This window comes from Novosphingobium sp. P6W, from assembly GCF_000876675.2.
Lineage (GTDB): Bacteria > Pseudomonadota > Alphaproteobacteria > Sphingomonadales > Sphingomonadaceae > Novosphingobium.
Window position 1 is genome coordinate 1,996,760 of sequence record NZ_CP030353.1, and the last position, 17,997, is coordinate 2,014,756.

Sequence of the window (17,997 nt, forward strand, 5' to 3'; positions counted from 1 at the left end):
TCGGTCAGCTTGTAGCCGGTAAAGATGCGCTCATGGCTGATCTGGCCGCCCTGCCGAACGTTTGCGCCGTACCACCATCATTCCTCGCCGAAGATCATGTGCTGACCATCGATCTGGCCAACGCATGCTTGATTGTTGCCGTGCCCCCCACGCGCAGCTGCGACGGTGACTGCCCGAACCAGCGGCGGCAGCTGCGCGAAAAAACGGCCTGCTCGGCAAAGCCCAACTTTTCGGAGATGCCCCTGAAATCAAGCTGGGTCTGCCGCAGGTAATATATTGTCAGATCACGGCGCACGCCGTCCTTTACGTCCTGAAACGTGGTTCCCTCGTGCTTCAAACGGCGGCGGAGTGTGCGATGATGAATATTAAGAGCCTGGGCGACGTCGCCGCTCGCGCAGTTGCCTTGGGTGAGCCGGCGCATGATCAGGCCGCTAACTTCGGCATTGAAGGGAAGCCGCTTTTTCGGGAAATGCGTCTCGATATAGGTGGTCAGTTCACGATGAACGTCCTCGTTCTGGCTCAGGATCGGACTCGCCAGATCATGCGCGGAGAACGTCACGCCGTTAGCGGGCTCTCCGAAGCGAACGTCGCAGCCGAAATAGCGGCGGTATTCCGCAGGGGACGAATTCGCCTCGTGCCGGAAATGGACGCAGCGTGCACGCGCGTAGCCGCCCGTCATCTCCATAGCCTCGAGGTGCCCGATCAGCAGGATTTGTTCAATGGCCTGGATTCGTTCACCGCTGCTTTCGAGGAACAGTTCATGCCCTGCGAACACCGAGCCTTCAGGCCCGGCTCGCAACCAGACACGTGCGGCACGACTGTGAGCGCTCATGTGCTCGCTGGCGAAGCGCAGCGCATCTCCGAACGTTCTCGAATTGCGCATCGTGCGGCCAAGGGGGCCGAAGATCGCTCCGCCGCGCTGCCGCTGCGCCAGCCGCATCCCGAAGTCATGGCATTTGAGCTCACGCGCTGCCACATCGAGAAGTCGGATCGCCTGGGGGTAGGTGAGATCGACGGCATCATCGCGAAATGTCGCGGACTTGATCCCGGCCAAGTCCAGTAGTTCGCCAGGATCGCGGCCGAAAGCCCGCGCCAGTTCCGGAAAATGACGCAGCAGCGGTATGTTGAGTTTCGCAAACTCCGCATCGGCGATCGATGGCATATTTGCTTCCCCTGGCGCTTCAGCCAATGCACGGAAATCGCTAGTTTCTAATACTTCTAGGCGCTGTGTGGACTTGTGTGCTGCCTCGTTTGGCCACATCGGTCAAGTCGCACGCGTATAAATGCGGCACCATGCAAACCGAAGCGGGAAGGGCGAGGTCAGACAAACTGTGCACCTTCCGGCGCTACGATGTTCAGAGGCCGAATGGCTCACGATGGGGGGAACGATGACTGAATCTGTAACCAAGGCAACAGTCTCGCTGTTGGCCGTAGTTGCCACAATCTCGTCGGTGCCGGCAATTGCGCAAGATAGCGGTGGGCGGGATGTTGGCAGCGAAATCATCGTCACCGCCCAGCGCCGCGCCGAAGCCTCACGCGACGTTCCCATCAGCGTCACCACGCTCGGCAGCGATCAGCTCTCGACGGCGAATGTCAGGCAGCTGTCGGATACGGCCAAGCTGACGCCGGGCCTGCGCTTCGACAGCCAGGGGCCCGCCGTGCAGCCAACCATTCGGGGCGTCGGCACCGCGATCACGACCTCGGGCGGCGGCCCCAACGTCGGCATTTACGTCGACGGGTTCTTCCAGGCGAACACCTATCTGTCCGACTTCGATCTGCTCAACGTCGGCAGCATTCAGGTCCTCAAGGGTCCGCAGGGCACCCTGTTCGGCCGTAACACGACCGGCGGCGCGATCATCGTCACCACGGCCGAGCCCAGCACCGAAACCAGCGCGCAGGCCAAGGTCAGCTATGGCCGCTTCAACAGCGTCAAGGCGCAGGCCTATGCTACCTACGGCATCAGCGACCGCGTGGCGCTCGACATCGAGGGGCTCTACCGCCGCGGCGACGGCTACCTCACCGACATCAGCAATGACGACGACAAGGTCGGCCAGTACGAGAACTGGTCGATCCGCCTCGGCCTCAAGGCCGACCTGACCGACGATGTTTCCGTGCTGCTGCGCTGGAGCCATTCCGAAACCGACGATCCGACCTCGCAACTCGTCAACGCCTACGTCGACAAGTCTGGCGGGGCTGGCTTTTTCGACAAGGTGTCGCCCGCCGGCCGCGCGATCTACGGGACCTCAAGCTCCAAGGGGCTGCCACTGGTCTTCTTTTACGCGCCCGACGGCACCTATACGAGCAATCCCCGGCAGGTGCTACTCAACAAGCCGCAGAGTTTCCGCACCAATTCCGACGCGCTGCAGGGCACGATCAAGGCTGACCTCGGCTTCGCGGAGCTGACGTCGTATACCCAGTACCGCAAGGACCTGTCGCCCTATTACGGCGACCTCGACGCGACTGCGATCCCGATTTTCAACATCTACGTCGGCGTCAACGACGAGACGTGGAGCCAGGAATTCCTGCTCAACTCCAAGCCGGGCGGGCCGCTGCAGTGGACGGCGGGGCTCAACTACTTCCAGATCCGAGACACGTGGGACATCGGCGCCTCGTTCGGCGGTGCGCCGTTCGGCCCCTTCGGCGGCTCGAACACCAAGACGACCTCCTACGCCGCGTTCCTCGACGCGACCTACGAGGTGAACGACAAGTTCTTCGTCACCCTGGGCGGCCGCTACAGCCATGACGTGGTGTCTGACGGGTACTTCGTCGCCAATTTCACTACGCCGCTGACCGGCTACACCGGCCCGAACGGCGAGAACGTGCCGTTCACCGGCAACCCCGGCGACCGCATCGCGGTCGATACGCTCAAGAACGACAGCTTCACCCCGCGCGTCGTGCTGCGCTACAAGCCCAGTGACGATTCCAGTGTCTATGCCTCGTTCACGCGCGGCTATAAGGCGGGCATCCTCAACGTCGGCGGCTATTCCGCGCAGCCGGTAAAGCCGGAGAAGATCAACGCCTTCGAGGTCGGCTACAAGTTCGACAACCGCGTGTTCCAGGCCGATCTTGCGGGCTTCTACTACGACTACAAGAATCTGCAGGTCTCCAGCTACCAGGACGGGGCGGCGCAGATCCGCAATGCTGCAAGTTCCGAAATCTACGGTCTCGAGGCGCAGCTGCGCTATGCGGTCAGCGAGGCCTTCAATATCAACGGCGGCGTCGCCTGGACCCATGCGCGCTACAAGTCGTTCCCGAACGCGCCGTACTACAGCTACTGCGATCCCGCCGTCGTCGATCCGTCGAGCTCCATGAACTGCGCTTACAGCGGCACGCAAAGCGCGGGCGGCCTCGTCCAGACATCCACCGACGCGTCCGGCTACAAGATGCAGCGCGCGCCCGAGTTTTCGGGCAATATCGGCGTCAGTTACGGGCTGGACCTTGGCGGCGGCAGGCTGATGCTGTCGGGCAACGTCTACTACACCTCCAGCTTCTATTTCGACCCGGAACAGCAGTTCAAGCAGAAGGGCTACGAGATCGTCTCGCTGCGCGCGCAGTGGACCGATCCCAGCGAGATGTTCACGGTGGCGGCCTACGGCGACAACGTCACCAACAGCCGCTACCAGACGCAGGTTCTGTTCAACACGCTGGGCACCGGCGCGGTGTGGAACTCGCCGACGACCTACGGCATCGAACTGGGCGTGAAGTTCCGCTGACGACGTCGGTCAGGCACTGATGAGAGCCATGCGCCTTTGCCATCCGGCCTCCCGTGAAAGCCTGGCGCTGGGCCATGCTGAAACCGCGCGCCCTGCCCATGTTCTGGTCGCTGCAGCACTTCGAAGAACCGTACGAAGGTATGCGAGCTGTCATGCAAAAGCGCGCCCCCGCATGGATATCCCAGAGCATGGATCAGGCCCCAGATTGAAACCGGGAGCCGCGTCGGCGATGATCCCGGCGGCGGTGGTTTTGTCCGCATCCGTCAAATCGGAAACGATTGGCTCGGCTAAATCGAGGTAAATCACGTCGGATGAGGGGGGCCAAGGAGAGGCAGGATGGATGAGAATTTGAGCGAGATGCTGGACCGCGAATCAATCCGCACTTGCGTGGCGCGGCTGGCACGCGGTGAGGACCGGCGCAGCGCCGATCTCATCCGCGCGTGCTGGTGGCCCGAGGCCCGCTTCGACTACGGCGTCCACAGCGGCGACTTCGAAACCTACCTTGCCTGGGTTGTGCCCGGCGCCGATGCGATCAAGGACACGCAGCACCTGCTGGGCCAGACGCACATCGAATTCGCCGGCGACACCGCGAAGGCCGAGACCCATGTGTTCTCCTACCACCGCGTCGACATGGGCGACCGCGACACCTGCATCGGCGGCCGTTACCTCGACAGCTTGGAAAAGCGCGACGGCGAGTGGCGCATCGCCGACCGCGTCATGCTTTACGACTGGGAGCAGGACTGGGGCGCGGCGGCTGACTGGTCCAAGGGTGTAATGGGCTATCCGTTCACCGCCGAACATTTCCCCGGCCGCGCCAGGGACGATTTTTCCGAGCGCTGGTTCGCCGGAGACGTCAAGTGACCGCCCCTCTCGCCGGCAAGATCGCGCTCGTCACCGGCGCCAGCCGCGGCATCGGCAAGGGCACTGCGCTGGCGCTCGCCGAGCAGGGGGCAACGGTCTACGTCACCGGGCGCACGGTGAGCATGGGCGGCCATGCGCTGCCCGGCTCGCTGGAGGAAACCGTGGCCGAAGTCGCCGCGCGGGGCGGCAGGGGCGTGGCGGTAGCCATGGACCTGTTCGACGACGCGCAGATCGCCGCGGTGTTCGATCGGGTCCACCGCGACGAGGGCCGGCTCGACCTGCTCGTCAACAGCGCCATGGCCATTCCCGATTCGATGACGCAGCGCGCCGGCTTCTGGGCCAAGCCGCTCGCCGACGAGTGGCAGATATGGGATACCGGCGTGCGCGCGGCGTTTGTCGCCGCCTGGCATGCCGCACGGATCATGGTGCCGCAGGGCTCGGGGCTGATCGCCGCGCTGTCAGGCTATGTCGGCGTGACTTACACGTACGACGTCGTGTTCGGCACCACCAAAACCGCGACCGACCGGATGATGCGCGACATGGCCCACGAACTGCAGGGCACCGGCGTCAGCGCCGTCTCGCTCTGGCAGGGCTTCACTTATACCGAGCGCGCGACCGAGAACCTCAAGGCGGTTCCCGGCATGGCCAGCCAGCTCAACAGCGCGGTCGGCTCCTCTCCCGAGTTTCCCGGGCGCGTCATCGCGGCGCTGGCGATGGATCCCGAAGTCGGCGCGAAGTCTGGCGGCACATTCATCAATGCCGAACTGGCAGCAGAATACGGCGTGACCGACAAGGACGGGCGCACGATCCCGTCGCTGCGCGAAAGCCGCGGGGCCCCGCTGTGGGAACCGGGTGACACGACATGGAGAGCGGAATGAGTGCCAATGTAGCCGGACGCCGCTTCGACGGTCGGGTCGCCGTCATCACCGGCGGCGCGCGGGGCCTCGGCTTCGCTTATGCGCAACTGCTGGGATCGCTCGGCGCAAAGATCGTCGTCAACGATAACGGCAGCGCGATGTCGGGTTCGGGCAGTGACGTCGGCCCAGCCGAGGACGCCGCGCAGGCCCTGCGCGCGGCCGGCTGCGATGCAGTGGCCTGCACCCAGAGCGTCGCCACGCCGGATGGCGGCAAGGCGATCGTCGAGGCCGCGCTTGACACCTTCGGGCGGATCGACGTGCTGATCCACAGCGCCGGCAACGTGCGCTACGGCGCGCTCGACGCGATCAGCCACGAGGATTTCCGCGCGGTGATCGACGTCCACCTGCTCGGCGCTTTCAACGTCGTACGCCCCGCCTTCGAGCGGATGGCGGCGGCGGGGTATGGCCGGGTGGTGCTCAGTGGGTCGATCGGCGGGCTCTATTCGATCGCGCATGGCGTGAACTACGCGATGTCGAAGTCGGCGATGATTGGCCTCAACAACATGATCGCGATCGAGGGTGCGGACCGCGACGTGAAGTCGAACGTGATCCTGCCGGGCGCCGTCACGCGCATGGCCGACGGGCTCGACATGACGCAATATCCGCCGATGGGACCCGAACTGGTCGCCCCGGTGGTCGGTCTGTTGGTGCACGAGAGCTGCCCGGTCTCGGGCGAACTCTACGTCTCGATGGGCGGCCGCATCGCCCGCGCCTTCATTACCGAGACGCGCGGTGTATACCGGCCCGAATGGACCATTGACCAGGTCGCAGCTGACCTTGACGCGATCCGCGACGACAGCACGCTCTGGACTTTCCACCCGGTCGAACACGGCTTTGGCGAGCACATGGCCAAAAGCTTCGCCATGACCCGCGGCGAGACATGAGGTGGCTTCAGCCCCTCCTAGCTGAGTATCGCAAGGCAGGCCGCTAAGCTCGACAACGTTTCGTCGCTGCGGACGCCTGGCCGATGCTTCCTACAAAGGCATGACGGCCGTCTGAATGGGGCGAGGCAATCATGATCGAACTTGGCCCTACATCCCACAAATCAGATTTCGCGAGGTCAACGCCCCTCGCATGGCCTTCCAGCGGGCGTATTGGGAGGCCTTCGTGGGATGGCAGTTCATCGTGTGCATCAGCCAGAACTGGAACAGTTCGACCCACCTCTGGTAGATCGCCAGTCGGTGCGCGGGCTGCCATTTGAGGTGCGGCAGTGACTGAAATCCGGGCGCTGTACTGCGTGCCAAATTACTTGGCACCCAGCACCGATTTCTCCAAAATAACCGGCGCGATCTGGCGGCTTGCGACTTCACGAAGTACAAAGCTGCTTCGGATGCGCCGGACGTGTGGCAGTACTGAAAGCTCCTTGCGATAGATCATGTCGTAGTCCTCCAGCGACTGGACGTTGAGGATCATCAGGAAGTCGGTGTCACCGGTGACGAAGGCGCAGAATTGCATCGACGGGCTTTCCAGCACTGCCGTCTCGAAGTCCTGCAACACCGCTTCCGTCTGCGAAACCAGCTCGATCGATACCATGACCAGCGTCCCGTAGCCCAGTGAGCGAACATTGAGGTTCGCCGAGTAATGCGTGATATACCCCGCTTCCTCGAGGATCTTGCGGCGGCGGGCAACGGCCGTGCTCGACAGATGAACCTTTTCCCCGAGCCAGACGTCCGAGGCGCGCCCGTCCGAGACGAGAGCCCGCATCAGCCTGAGGTCGGTGTCGTCGAGCTCATGCTGCGCAGGGCGTCCCCGTACCGCATCGAGCCAGTGCAGTTTGCTGGACTGCATATCCATCTTGTTGGGCGCCCCTTTTTTCAATTTCGAAACCATAGTGGCTGATATCCGTTCGATTTCAAACAAAAGGGTTCGGAGAGGTCGCCTAATCAGACAGAATGTTATCAAACCAGCCGGTATCCCCGCCAATGGGCATCCCGGCGGGGATTGGCGGGCGCGGACGGCTCAGCTTGCTGATCTCGGCGTCGAGGCGCTTCTGGACGCCCAGCAGCCCGGCCATCGAGACCTGCCATAGCGCGTCCTCAGAGGCGCCGCTGGCCTTGCCGAACCCGCGCGCGGTGCTTTTGAGGAAGCCGTCGAGCAAAGCGGCCACGTCAGCCGGGGTATCCGGATCACGGTGGGCCGAGGCGATGGCGAGAAGCGTCGTTTGTGCGATCCGGCGCGAGACCGCGCCGTCATGCAGCGCGATCACGGGGGCCAGCTTGCCGAGCAGCGTGCCCACACCCGGCTGGGCGTCGTCATAGCCGTGCTGGATTTGCAGCCGCGTGAGCCGCGAGGGGGCGAGCAGACTGTCGAGCGTCACCTGCGCCGCCACTTGCGCCGCGACGAGCGGGTCGAACACTGCGGAGCCGGCGCCCCGAAGTACTTCGGGAGCGGCCTCAACATCGGTGCGCCCGCTGGTGCCACTCGAGAGGGTCATGGATAGCGCCAACGGAACCGTCAATTCGCGCGGTGACAGGGTGCCGATCATTGCGTCCATCGCTTCCAGCTGTTCGCTTGCAAGAACGGGGGTGGGCGTATCGCGCCCGTCGCCCGCCACCGCATATTCGTACCGCACGCCGCCCACCAGCTTGCCGATGGCATCGATCGAGTAGCGGTGGAACAGCCAGACCGGCACGAACTTGCGGCGCAGGTTGGACAGCGGTTCGCCCGCCAGCAGCGTGCCTGGGCCGAAGTTGGCCAGGGCGATGCGGCGCACGTCCATGGTATGGGCGAGGTCGGCGGGGGTGTCCGCGCCTTCGGTCCACATGTTGACGCCGGGAACCGCCAAATCGGCAGCGCGGCCGTCGATGTCGGTGCCGTAGATCAGTCCGGCCTTGCGGATAGCAACGGCCTTTGCTGCGGCTTCCGCGTCGCCGTCCACGCCCGGGGCGGGCTGGCCGTAAAGCCAGTCCACCGTGAACTTGTCCCATTTGCCGATGCCGCTGGCGTAGGCGTCGCCAAGGTCCAGCCTGCCATCGACGATGCCGACCTTCGGCCCCGGATAGTCCATCACCGAGGCCCGGTCCTGCAGGCTGGCCTTGAAGTTATGGACGAAGCCGATGGCGTGGCCCACTTCGTGCGCGCCCAACTGGCTGATGCGGGCAAGGGCGGCGCGAACCGGGTCGTTCGGCCCGCCGGTGTTGTTCTGCGCGGTGCCGACCAGCCCCTCGAACACGGTGATGTCCTGGCGCACGCGCAGCGCGCCCAGAACAACCACGCCCTTGATGATTTCGCCGGTGCGCGGGTCGATCACGCCGCCGCCGTAGGACCAACTGCGGTTCTGGCGGTCTGTCCAGTTGACCACGTTGTAGCGCACGTCCTGCGGATCGACGCCGGGGGGCAGGATTTCCACCTTGAAGGCGTCGATGAAGCCCGCCGCGTCGAATGCGTCCGCCCACCAGCGCACGCCATCGGCCAGCGCGGTGCGGATCGGGTCGGGTGCGGCGCTGTCGATGTAGAAGACGATCGGCTTCTTGACCGGGGAACGGGCGGCGGCGGGATCGGTCTTTTCCAGTCGGAAACGGTTGGCGTATTCGACCAGCATCGGCGTGCCCAACGGGGTACCGAAGTCATAAGCCTGCGTCGCGTGGCTGCCCGAGCGGATGTCGAACTTGCGGGGCATGAACCCCGGTTCGGGAAGAGCGACCAAGGATGAATGCACGGTCACGCTGAGCGCCCGGCCGTCCGGAGCGAGGATATCGAGTTCGGTGCCGGCGCTGTCTGCGGTGAAGGTCTGCACTGTCTCCAACTCGACGTTCCGGGGGAACACCTTCACCGAGGCGGGATCGAGTGCGCTCAGCTTGTCGGATAGCTTGTAGCCCTTGGCGCTTTCCCCGATAGCGCCGGCGAGGTCCATCGCGTCGGTCATCAGCAGCGGCGTCAGATCGACGGTGAGGGGGCCGCCGGCGCCGGGCGCGCCCACAATTTCAAGCATCGCCACGGTGCTGAACGGGAAGCTGGCGCGCGCGCCCTTGGCGACGCCTGCATCGCCGGTGGCGCGGTAGCGCGGGTTTTCGAACACGGCCGCCACCTTGCCGCCCATACGTCGGAATGCGAGCATCCGGGTCTCGCCCTGCATGCCCCGGTCGATGCGGATTGCCGCAGATCCCAGGCCGGTCTTGATCGACTGCGTGAAGAGGTAGCGCCCGGATACCCCGTCGGCGTCGGCGGCGGGCAGCGTGAAGAGCACCTTGCCCTTGGCGGCATCGACCTGCACCGGCAGCAGCGCTCCGTCCGGCGAGGAGGTGACCGCAGTCGGTGCGGCCCATGCGGACACGGGGCCGATATAGGCGGCCAAGGCGCAGCCGATGGCAAGGAAAGGCTTTATGCGGGCGACGATCGACATCGTGATAATTCCCCTTTGGAGCAGCGGGCGAGAACGTAGGCCCCTTCATCTCGCCGATGCAGCAAAGCCTAGCGCAAACCCGGCGCAGCTTCCTCGAACTTATCGGGGCAGAAACGCACGGCGTTGATGGATTCCTGCGCAGACGGGCAAATAGGCGAGAAATTCATGCGCAGGGAAAGGATGTATTGCACGAGTCGAATACGGTGACGGCGATGCTGCGCTGCATTTCGCGAATCACGGCGCGCTTCGGTTCGGGAAAGTGCGTGCCAGGCAAACGCGGTGTCCTTTTCGTGCGCCGATATTCGTTATGGCGATGAAATCCATCGCTTAGGAGTGAAATTTCCTCGAACTTTGTTGGGATCATTCGGCCCCTTCCAGATACTATCGATGGCATCAGGCAGCAGTCCGGATCGGGGGCAAAACCGAAATCCAAGCGGACACTGCTGGATGATGAGCTTTCGCAAGGTATGCGAGGGCGGGGAATACCGGGTCTTCACAAGCGCTTTGCAAGCGGCACCGCGAGGGCGGTGAGCACATTCGTGTGCCTGGAGAACCGCGATTTTCCCGGTTCATCAGGGATGAGGGCGCCTGTGGCGAAGGGTTTCAGTCACAGGGAGTTTTCGCGATGCGCAATGCAGTCCAGACCTCGACGGTCCGAGGCAGAATGGAAACGATTTCGGCGCGCTCTATCCGTGCCCTGCTGCTGGCAGGCGCGGCGGCGCCGCTGATGATCGCGGCTCCGGCCTTGGCGCAGGGAGCGCCGGCTGCCGAAGAGCCGGTCAACGACATCGTCGTCACCGGCTCGCGCATCGTTGGCGACGGCTACAGCGCGCCTACGCCGGTCGCGGTTCTGGGCGAGGCGGACATCGCTGCGCAAGCCCCGGCGAACATCTCCGACTTCGTGAACCAGCTTCCCGCCATCGCCGGCAGCGGCACTTCGGGCGGTGCTTCGGGAGGCCTGTCGAACGCGGGCGCGGGCATCAATTCGATCGGCCTGCGCGGGCTTGGTGTCGGCCGGACGCTGGTGCTGGTCGACGGCCAGCGCTCGGTCGCCTCCACCGTGGGCGGCACGGTCGACATCAATACCATCCCGCAGGATCTGGTGAAGCGCGTCGAGGTCATCACCGGCGGCGCCTCGGCGGCTTACGGTTCGGACGCGGTGGGCGGCGTCGTCAACTTCATCCTCGATACTGGCTACAAGGGCGTCAAGCTGGGCGCGGACACCGGTATCTCGACCTATGGCGACGCGTTCAACTACCGCTTCACCGGGACGGCGGGCCTCTCGCTTCTGGACGACCGGCTGCACCTGCTCACCAACGTTTCCTACTTCAAGCAGAAGCGCGAGGAAGGCATCGACCGGGACTGGAACGACAGCGGTTACTTCCAGATCAACAACCCGGCCTACACTTCCGCCAACGGCGCGCCGCAGCGGCTGGTCGGCAGCGGCATCGGCCCTGCGGGCTATACGGCGGGCGGCCTGATCACCAGCGGCCCGCTGCGGGGCACGTATTTCCTGGGAGATGGGCAGACCGCGCAGCTCAATTACGGCACCGTCTCCAGTCCGTGGATGATCGGCGGCGACTGGCAGACTACACTGGACGGGCACGTCGGCACCAACACCATGGTCCCGCTAGACGAGCGGCTCAGCGCCTTCCAGCGCATCGGCTTCGACCTGACGCCCGATATCGAGATATTCGGCCAATTCTCCTACAACCGCTCGGTCAGCGCCAGTTCGTACCAGCAGACGCCCAGCACCGGCGTCTCCATCGCGGCAGACAACGCTTACCTGCTCAGCCAGTACCCCGCCGTGGCGGCGGCGATGGCGGCGCGAGGACTGTCTTCGATCACGGTGGGAACCTCGAACGCGGGCTTCCCGATCCCGGGCAGCAACATCAAGCGCGAGGTCTATCGCGGCGTGATCGGGGCCAAGGGCAACCTGAACCTCTTCGACAAGCCGATGGCCTGGGATGTTTACTACCAGAAGGGCGTCACCAAGGCGCGCGAGGAACTGACCAACACCTGGCAGAATTCGCGCATGGCGCTGGCGCAAGATGCGGTGTTCGACGGTTCGGGCAACATCGTGTGTCGTTCGACGCTGAGCGCGCCGGGCAACGGCTGCGTCCCGATCGACCGGCTCGGCACCAACGGGCCTTCGCAGGAGGCGCTCGACTACATTTACCTCGATGGCTTCCAGCCGATGCGCCACCAAACCATCAAGCAGGACGTGGCCGCCGCGACGATTTCGGGCAGGGCCTTTGCTCTTCCCGCAGGCGACCTCGCCTTCGCCACCGGCGTGGAATGGCGGCGAGAGCAGATCAACGGCGAGGTGGACCCGGTCCATAACACCGGCTGGCTTTACGGCAACTTCCGCGTCAACCAGGGCAAGTACGACGTCTACGAAGGCTTCCTCGAAGTCGATGTGCCGATTTTCGACGGCATGAACGTCAACGCCGCCGCGCGCGGTACGCATTATTCGACGTCGGGCTGGGTGGGCACATGGAAGGTGGGCGCCAGCTGGCAGGCGATCGACGGTCTGCGCCTGCGCGGTAACCTCAGCCACGATATCCGAGCGCCCAACCTCGAAGAACTGTTCGCGGCCGGGACCGCGCGCACCAATTCGGTCATCATCCCGGCAGGCTCGGATGCGCCGCAGACAGGATCGCTGCAATTCGTGCAGAACGCTTTCGGAAACCGCGCTCTGAAGCCCGAAGTGGCCGATAGCTGGACTTTGGGTGCGGTATTCGAACCCACGTTCGTGCCGGGCTTTTCGCTCTCGTTCGATTACTACCAAATCAAGATAAAGGACGCGATCGGATCGATCACAGCGCAGCAGACGGTGGACCTCTGCTACGAACAGGGCGTCTCTTCCTACTGCCCGAACATCAAGTTCGTGGGCGGGCAGCTCAGCACGATCGACCTCACCCCGATCAACTTCGCCCGCCAGAACACCAAGGGGTTCGACATTGAGGCCAGCTACACCCGGCAGGTCGGCCCCGGCACGCTTCGCCTGCACGCCCAGACCACGCACTACATCGAAAACGTCGTCGATGACGGCATCAGCTTCCCGATCGATTACGCGGGCACCCTGACCAACACCACTTATGCCTCGCCAGATTGGGTGTACCGCCTGAGCGCCTTCTACGACCTTGACCCGGTGACATTCAACCTGGTGGCGCGTGGCTTTACCAGCGGCGTCTATGGCAATGACTGGATCGAATGCACCAGCAACTGCCCGGTCAGCACCGCGCAGTACCGCACGATCAACAACAATTCTATCAAGGGCGCGACGTACTTCGACGCCTCGATCGACTTCAAGTTCCCCGCCATGAACGACGGCGTCGGGCACCTGACCTTCATCGTCAACAACCTGCTGAATAAGGACCCGGTGCTGGTCGGCAACGGTCCCGACGGCAACAACGTGCCCGCCTACGCCCAGACCAACCGTGGCCGCTACGATGTGATCGGCCGCACCTTCCGCGTCGCCGCCAAGGTCGAGTTCTAAGAGAGGATATCGTAATATGAAAACCTTCAAGCGCGCCGCCCTTGCCGCTGCTCTCACCACGGCCGCGCCGATCGGCGCCCTGCTGGCCACTCCGGCCCATGCCGAGGCGCCGCAGGCGCTCAAGGCCGAGGTCACCGCCGAAGTCGAAGCCCAGCGCAAGCAGATCCAGGTCATGGTCGATCAGATATTCAGCTACGCCGAACCCGGTTTCCAAGAGATCAGGACCAGCGAATACCTCACCGGCATTCTCGAAAAGAACGGCTTCAAGGTGGAGCGCGGCGTAGCGGGCATTCCCACCGCCTTTACCGCCACCTGGGGCAAGGGCGGCCCGAAGATTGCGCTGGGAAGCGATATCGACGATGTCCTCGGTGTCTCGCAAACGCCGGGCCTGCCTTACCTCAAGCCCATCGTCGAGGGCGCGCCGGGGCACGGCGAAGGTCATAACTCGGGCATGCCGCTGATGGTCGCGGCAGCGATCGCGGTGAAAAAGGTGATGACGAAGCACGGCCTCGAAGGCCGGCTGATGCTGTGGCCGGGCGTCGCCGAGGAACTTCTGGCGACGAAGGCGTACTTCGTGCGCTCAGGCATGTTCAAGGATGTCGACGCCTCGATCTTCACCCACGTCAGTTCCGATTTCTCAACCGGTTATGGCGAGATGGGCGGCAACGGCATGGTTTCAGTGGAATACACCTTCCACGGCAAGACCGCGCACTCGGCCGGATCGCCTTGGGAAGGCCGCAGCGCCCTTGACGCGGCGGAGATCATGGATGTGGCCTGGAACTTCCGGCGCGAGCACCTGCCGCTGACGCAGCGTTCGCACATGATCATCACCAACGGCGGTGGGCAGCCCAACGTGGTGCCTGACAAGGCCAGCATCTGGTATTTCTTCCGCGAACGCACCTTCACCGACATCCGCAAGCTCTATGAAACCGGCAACGACATCGCCAAGGCTGCCGCGCTCGCTACCGGCACGACGATGAGCCAGCAGACCTTGGGCTACGCCGCGCCCAACTTCGGCAACAAGCCGCTTGCCGAGGCCGCTTATGCCAACATCAAGGCGGTGGGCATGCCCAAGTGGAGCGCCGACGACCAGGCCTTCGCCAAGGCCGCGCAGACTTTCAACGATCGCAAGGTGGAGCCGCTCAAGGACGAGGTGACCGAACTCTCGACACCGGAAAACCGCAAGCCCTCCACCGGCGGCGGCTCGGATGACATCGGCGATATCATGTGGGCGGTGCCGACCATCACCATCCGCTTCCCCTCGAACATCCCAAACATGATCGGCCACAACTCGACCTCGGCCTTTGCGATGGCTACGCCCATCGCGCACAAGGGCGTGGAAGCCGGGGCCAAGGCGGTGGCGATGACCGTGCTCGATATCCTGACCACGCCCAAGCTCGTCACCGATGCCAAGGCGTACTTCACCGATGTGCAACTGAAGACCGACACATACGCCCCGGTGCTGACCGAAAAGGACGTGCCGGCGATCTGGCTCAACGAGCGTAATATGCAGCTTTACCGCCCGCTGATGGAAAAATATTACTACAACCCGGCGAAGTACCCCAGCTACCTCGACCAGCTTGGTGTGAAGTACCCCACGCTCACCAAACCGGCCGAAGCGGGGGCGGCGCAGTGAAGCGGGCGATGAACAGGCGAACCCTGATCGCGGTTGCGCTCGCGGCGACGGCGATGGTTCCGACCATGGCTCAGGCGGCTGCGGACCCGGCAATCAAGCAGGAAGCCGCCGCCGCCGTGGAGGCGCAGCGCAAGCAGATCCAGGTCATGGTGGACGAGATATACTCGTTCGCTGAACCAGGTTTTCAGGAAGTCAGGACCAGCGAATATCTTGCCGGAATACTCGAGAAGAACGGCTTCAAGGTGGTGCGGGGCGTGGCCGGAGTCCCGACCGCCTTCACCGCGACATGGGGCACCGGCGGTCCCAAGATCGCGCTCGGCAGCGATATCGACGGCCTGCTCGGCGTTTCGCAGGTGCCCGGCGTGGCGGATGTGAAGCCGCTTACCGAAGGCGCACCGGGGCACGGCGAGGGGCATAATTCCGGCATGCCGCTGATGGTCGCGGCAGCGCTGGCGGCCAAGCAGGTGATTACGAAGCACGGCATTCCGGGCCGCCTGATGCTGTGGCCCGGCGTGGCTGAGGAACTGCTCGCCACCAAGGCGTATTATGTGCGCGCTGGCATGTTCAAGGACGTCGACGCCTCGATCTTCGCCCACGTCAACACCGGCTTCGGCACCGGCTGGGGCGATCTTGGCCTGACCGGCATGATCTCGGTCGAGTACGAGTACAAGGGCAAGACCGCGCACTCCGCCGGCATGCCGTGGGAAGGGCGCAGCGCCCTCGACGGGGTCGAGCTGATGGACGTGATGTGGAACTTCCGCCGTGAACACCTGCCGCTGACCCAGCGCTCGCACGATGTCATCACCAACGGCGGCGGCCAGCCCAATGTCGTCCCGGACAAGGCGAGCAGCTGGTACTATTTCCGCGAGAAGGACTTCTCCTCACTACGCGGCCTCTACGATACCGGCAATCAAGTGGCGGAGGCGGCGGCGCTGGCTTCTGGCACAACAGTCAGCCGCAAGGTGCTGGGCTTTGCCGCGCCCAACTACGGCAACAAGCCGCTGGCAGAGGCGCTCTACGCCAACATCGAGACGGTGGGCGTGCCGCAGTGGTCCGCCGCCGACCAGGCGTTCGCCAAGGCGGTGCAGACGAAAAACCACCTCAAGGTCGCGCCGCTGCCGGACAAGGTCACGCCGCTGTCCACCCCCGACACGCGCGGAGATGCCAGCTTCGGCGGCTCGGACGACATCGGCGACGTGATGTGGACGGTCCCCACCGTCACCATCGGTTACCCGGCGAACGTGCCCAACGTAATCTTTCACCACGCTACTGCCGCGATGGCGATGGCCACGCCTATCGCGCACAAGGGCACCGTAGTGGGCGCCAAGGCGGTGGCGATGACCATCCTGGATTTGGTGACCACGCCGCAGCTCGTCACCGAGGCGAAGACCTGGATGCGCGACGTCCAGCTCAAGGACCAGAAGTACGATCCCCTGATCGCCGCCACCGACATGCCAGCGATCGACCGCAATGCCCGCACCATGGAGCAGATGCGCCCCTCGATGCAGCCGCAATACTACGATGCCAAGAAGTACGACACGTACCTGCAACAGCTTGGCATAGACTACGAGGCTTCGGGTCGCGAAACCTCAGGCGCCGGGAGCTAGCCTCCGTAACAACGGCGCCGATCGGCCGGGGTGCGAACACACTGACGAGACCGAAACTACCCCGGCCGGTCTTTTTTCTCCCGACATTCTCCCTCAATCAAAGGGATACGCAGATGGCCCGCATCATCGTCATCGGCGCCGGTATCACCGGCGTCACCGCCGCCTATGCCCTGCTTGCGCATGGGCACGAGGTTAACGTGGTCGAGCGCCACCGCTATCCGGCGATGGAAACGTCCTTCGCCAACGGTGGCCAGCTTTCCGCCAGCAATGCCGAAGTGTGGAACTCCATGGCGACGATCGCCAAGGGCCTGCGCTGGATGCTGCGCGCCGACGCGCCGCTCTTGTTCAATCCGCGCCCTTCGATGCACAAGTATGCGTGGATGGCCGAATTCGTTGCCGGGATCGGCAACCACCGCGCCAACACAGTTGAGACCACCCGCCTCGCCATCGCCGCGCGCAGCCACCTGTTCGATATTGCCGAGCGCGAGGGCATCGACTTTGACCTTTCACGCTGCGGCATCCTCCACTTCTATCGCACTCCCGAAACGTTCGATGCGGCCCGCCAGGGCAATGTCCTCCTGCGCGAAGGCGGCCTCGAACGCGAGGAAGTCGGGCCGGCCGATATCGCCCGGATCGAGCCCACGCTGACCGGCGATTTCTGCGGCGGTTTTTTCACCCCGTCGGATTCGACGGGCGATATTCATAAGTTCACCACCGGTCTGGCGCGGGCCTGCGAACGCCTCGGCGCGCGTTTCGTGCTGGGCGGCGAGGTGGATGCGGTAGCGCTTCGGACCGACGGTGTGTCGGTACGGCTGCAGGCGGCAGGCGGCCTTGGGGAAGGATCCGATACCGGCCGCCTGCAGGATCTTTCAGGCGGCGATCTCGGCACCGAAATGCTGGTTGAGGCAGACATGGTGATCGTCTGCGCGGGCGTCGCCAGTCGCGCGCTGGCGGCCAAACTGGGCGACCGGGTGAACATCTATCCGGTGAAGGGCTATTCGATCACCGTGATGCTGAACGATGAGGGCAGCCGCGCTGCGGCCCCGCGCGTCAGCCTGCTGGACGAAGACGCCAAGATCGTCACCAGCCGGCTCGGCGACGAGCGCTTCCGCGTGGCAGGCACCGCCGAGTTCAACGGCTTCAATCGCGATATTCGCGCTGACCGCATCCGTCCGCTGGTGGAATGGAGCGAGCGGCATTTTCCCGACATGTGCACCCGGCAGGTTGTGCCTTGGGCGGGCCTGCGCCCGATGACGCCCTCGATGATGCCTTTCGTCGGCCCCGGACGCCATCCACGCGTTTTCTATAATACCGGGCACGGCCATCTAGGATGGACACTGTCGGCGATCACCGCACAGATGACGGCCCTAGCCGTCGAACAGGCAAGCGCGCCGGCATGAAACACTTGCACAGGAGACA

11 protein-coding genes are annotated in these 17,997 nt (G+C 64.1%); 8 read left to right on the plus strand and 3 right to left on the minus strand.

Annotated elements, in window-relative coordinates; translation table 11 throughout:
* Window positions 1-94: 94 nt before the first annotated feature.
* Window positions 95-1,162 carry an AraC family transcriptional regulator gene (locus tag TQ38_RS24720; RefSeq protein ID WP_043970358.1) on the minus strand — a complete coding sequence of 356 codons (1,068 nt, stop codon included), beginning with the start codon at window positions 1,160-1,162 and terminating at the stop codon, window positions 95-97.
* 226 nt (window positions 1,163-1,388) lie between these two features.
* On the opposite strand from TQ38_RS24720, the gene TQ38_RS24725 reads away from it, so the two are divergent.
* The 4 genes from TQ38_RS24725 (at window position 1,389) to TQ38_RS24740 (ending at window position 6,375) form a co-directional block, all read left to right on the plus strand.
* Entirely contained in the window at window positions 1,389-3,713 is a 2,325-nt protein-coding gene (locus tag TQ38_RS24725; protein ID WP_043970359.1) for a TonB-dependent receptor, read from the plus strand.
* A 336-nt stretch (window positions 3,714-4,049) separates the two neighbouring features.
* Window positions 4,050-4,574, plus strand: coding sequence for a nuclear transport factor 2 family protein (locus TQ38_RS24730; RefSeq protein WP_043970361.1), 525 nt, complete (start codon window positions 4,050-4,052; stop codon window positions 4,572-4,574).
* Window positions 4,571-5,452 carry an SDR family NAD(P)-dependent oxidoreductase gene (locus tag TQ38_RS24735; RefSeq protein WP_043970362.1) on the plus strand — a complete coding sequence of 294 codons (882 nt, stop codon included), beginning with the start codon at window positions 4,571-4,573 and terminating at the stop codon, window positions 5,450-5,452. The genes TQ38_RS24730 and TQ38_RS24735 overlap by 4 nt, the downstream gene beginning before the upstream one ends.
* Entirely contained in the window at window positions 5,449-6,375 is a 927-nt protein-coding gene (locus TQ38_RS24740) for an SDR family NAD(P)-dependent oxidoreductase (RefSeq protein WP_043970363.1), read from the plus strand. The genes TQ38_RS24735 and TQ38_RS24740 overlap by 4 nt, the downstream gene beginning before the upstream one ends.
* 361 nt (window positions 6,376-6,736) lie before the next feature.
* On the opposite strand, the gene TQ38_RS24750 is transcribed toward TQ38_RS24740, so the two are convergent.
* Together TQ38_RS24750 and TQ38_RS24755 are read right to left on the minus strand one after the other, a co-directional pair.
* Window positions 6,737-7,321, minus strand: coding sequence for an Lrp/AsnC family transcriptional regulator (locus TQ38_RS24750; protein ID WP_205316148.1), 585 nt, complete (start codon window positions 7,319-7,321; stop codon window positions 6,737-6,739).
* A 49-nt stretch (window positions 7,322-7,370) separates the two neighbouring features.
* Window positions 7,371-9,833 carry a zinc-dependent metalloprotease gene (locus tag TQ38_RS24755; protein WP_043970366.1) on the minus strand — a complete coding sequence of 821 codons (2,463 nt, stop codon included), beginning with the start codon at window positions 9,831-9,833 and terminating at the stop codon, window positions 7,371-7,373.
* Window positions 9,834-10,458: 625 nt separating this feature from the next.
* On the opposite strand from TQ38_RS24755, the gene TQ38_RS24760 reads away from it, so the two are divergent.
* From TQ38_RS24760 to TQ38_RS24775, 4 genes are all read left to right on the plus strand, one after another.
* Window positions 10,459-13,335, plus strand: a complete 2,877-nt coding sequence (locus tag TQ38_RS24760; RefSeq protein ID WP_205316149.1) for a TonB-dependent siderophore receptor — start codon at window positions 10,459-10,461, stop codon at window positions 13,333-13,335.
* Window positions 13,336-13,351: 16 nt separating this feature from the next.
* Entirely contained in the window at window positions 13,352-14,971 is a 1,620-nt protein-coding gene (locus tag TQ38_RS24765; RefSeq protein ID WP_043970368.1) for an amidohydrolase, read from the plus strand.
* A gap of 8 nt (window positions 14,972-14,979) precedes the next feature.
* Entirely contained in the window at window positions 14,980-16,578 is a 1,599-nt protein-coding gene (locus TQ38_RS24770; RefSeq protein WP_043970369.1) for a peptidase dimerization domain-containing protein, read from the plus strand.
* A gap of 113 nt (window positions 16,579-16,691) precedes the next feature.
* A complete protein-coding gene (locus TQ38_RS24775; protein ID WP_043970370.1) occupies window positions 16,692-17,978 on the plus strand; it encodes a D-amino acid dehydrogenase in 1,287 nt (428 codons plus the stop codon).
* Window positions 17,979-17,997 lie beyond the last annotated feature (19 nt).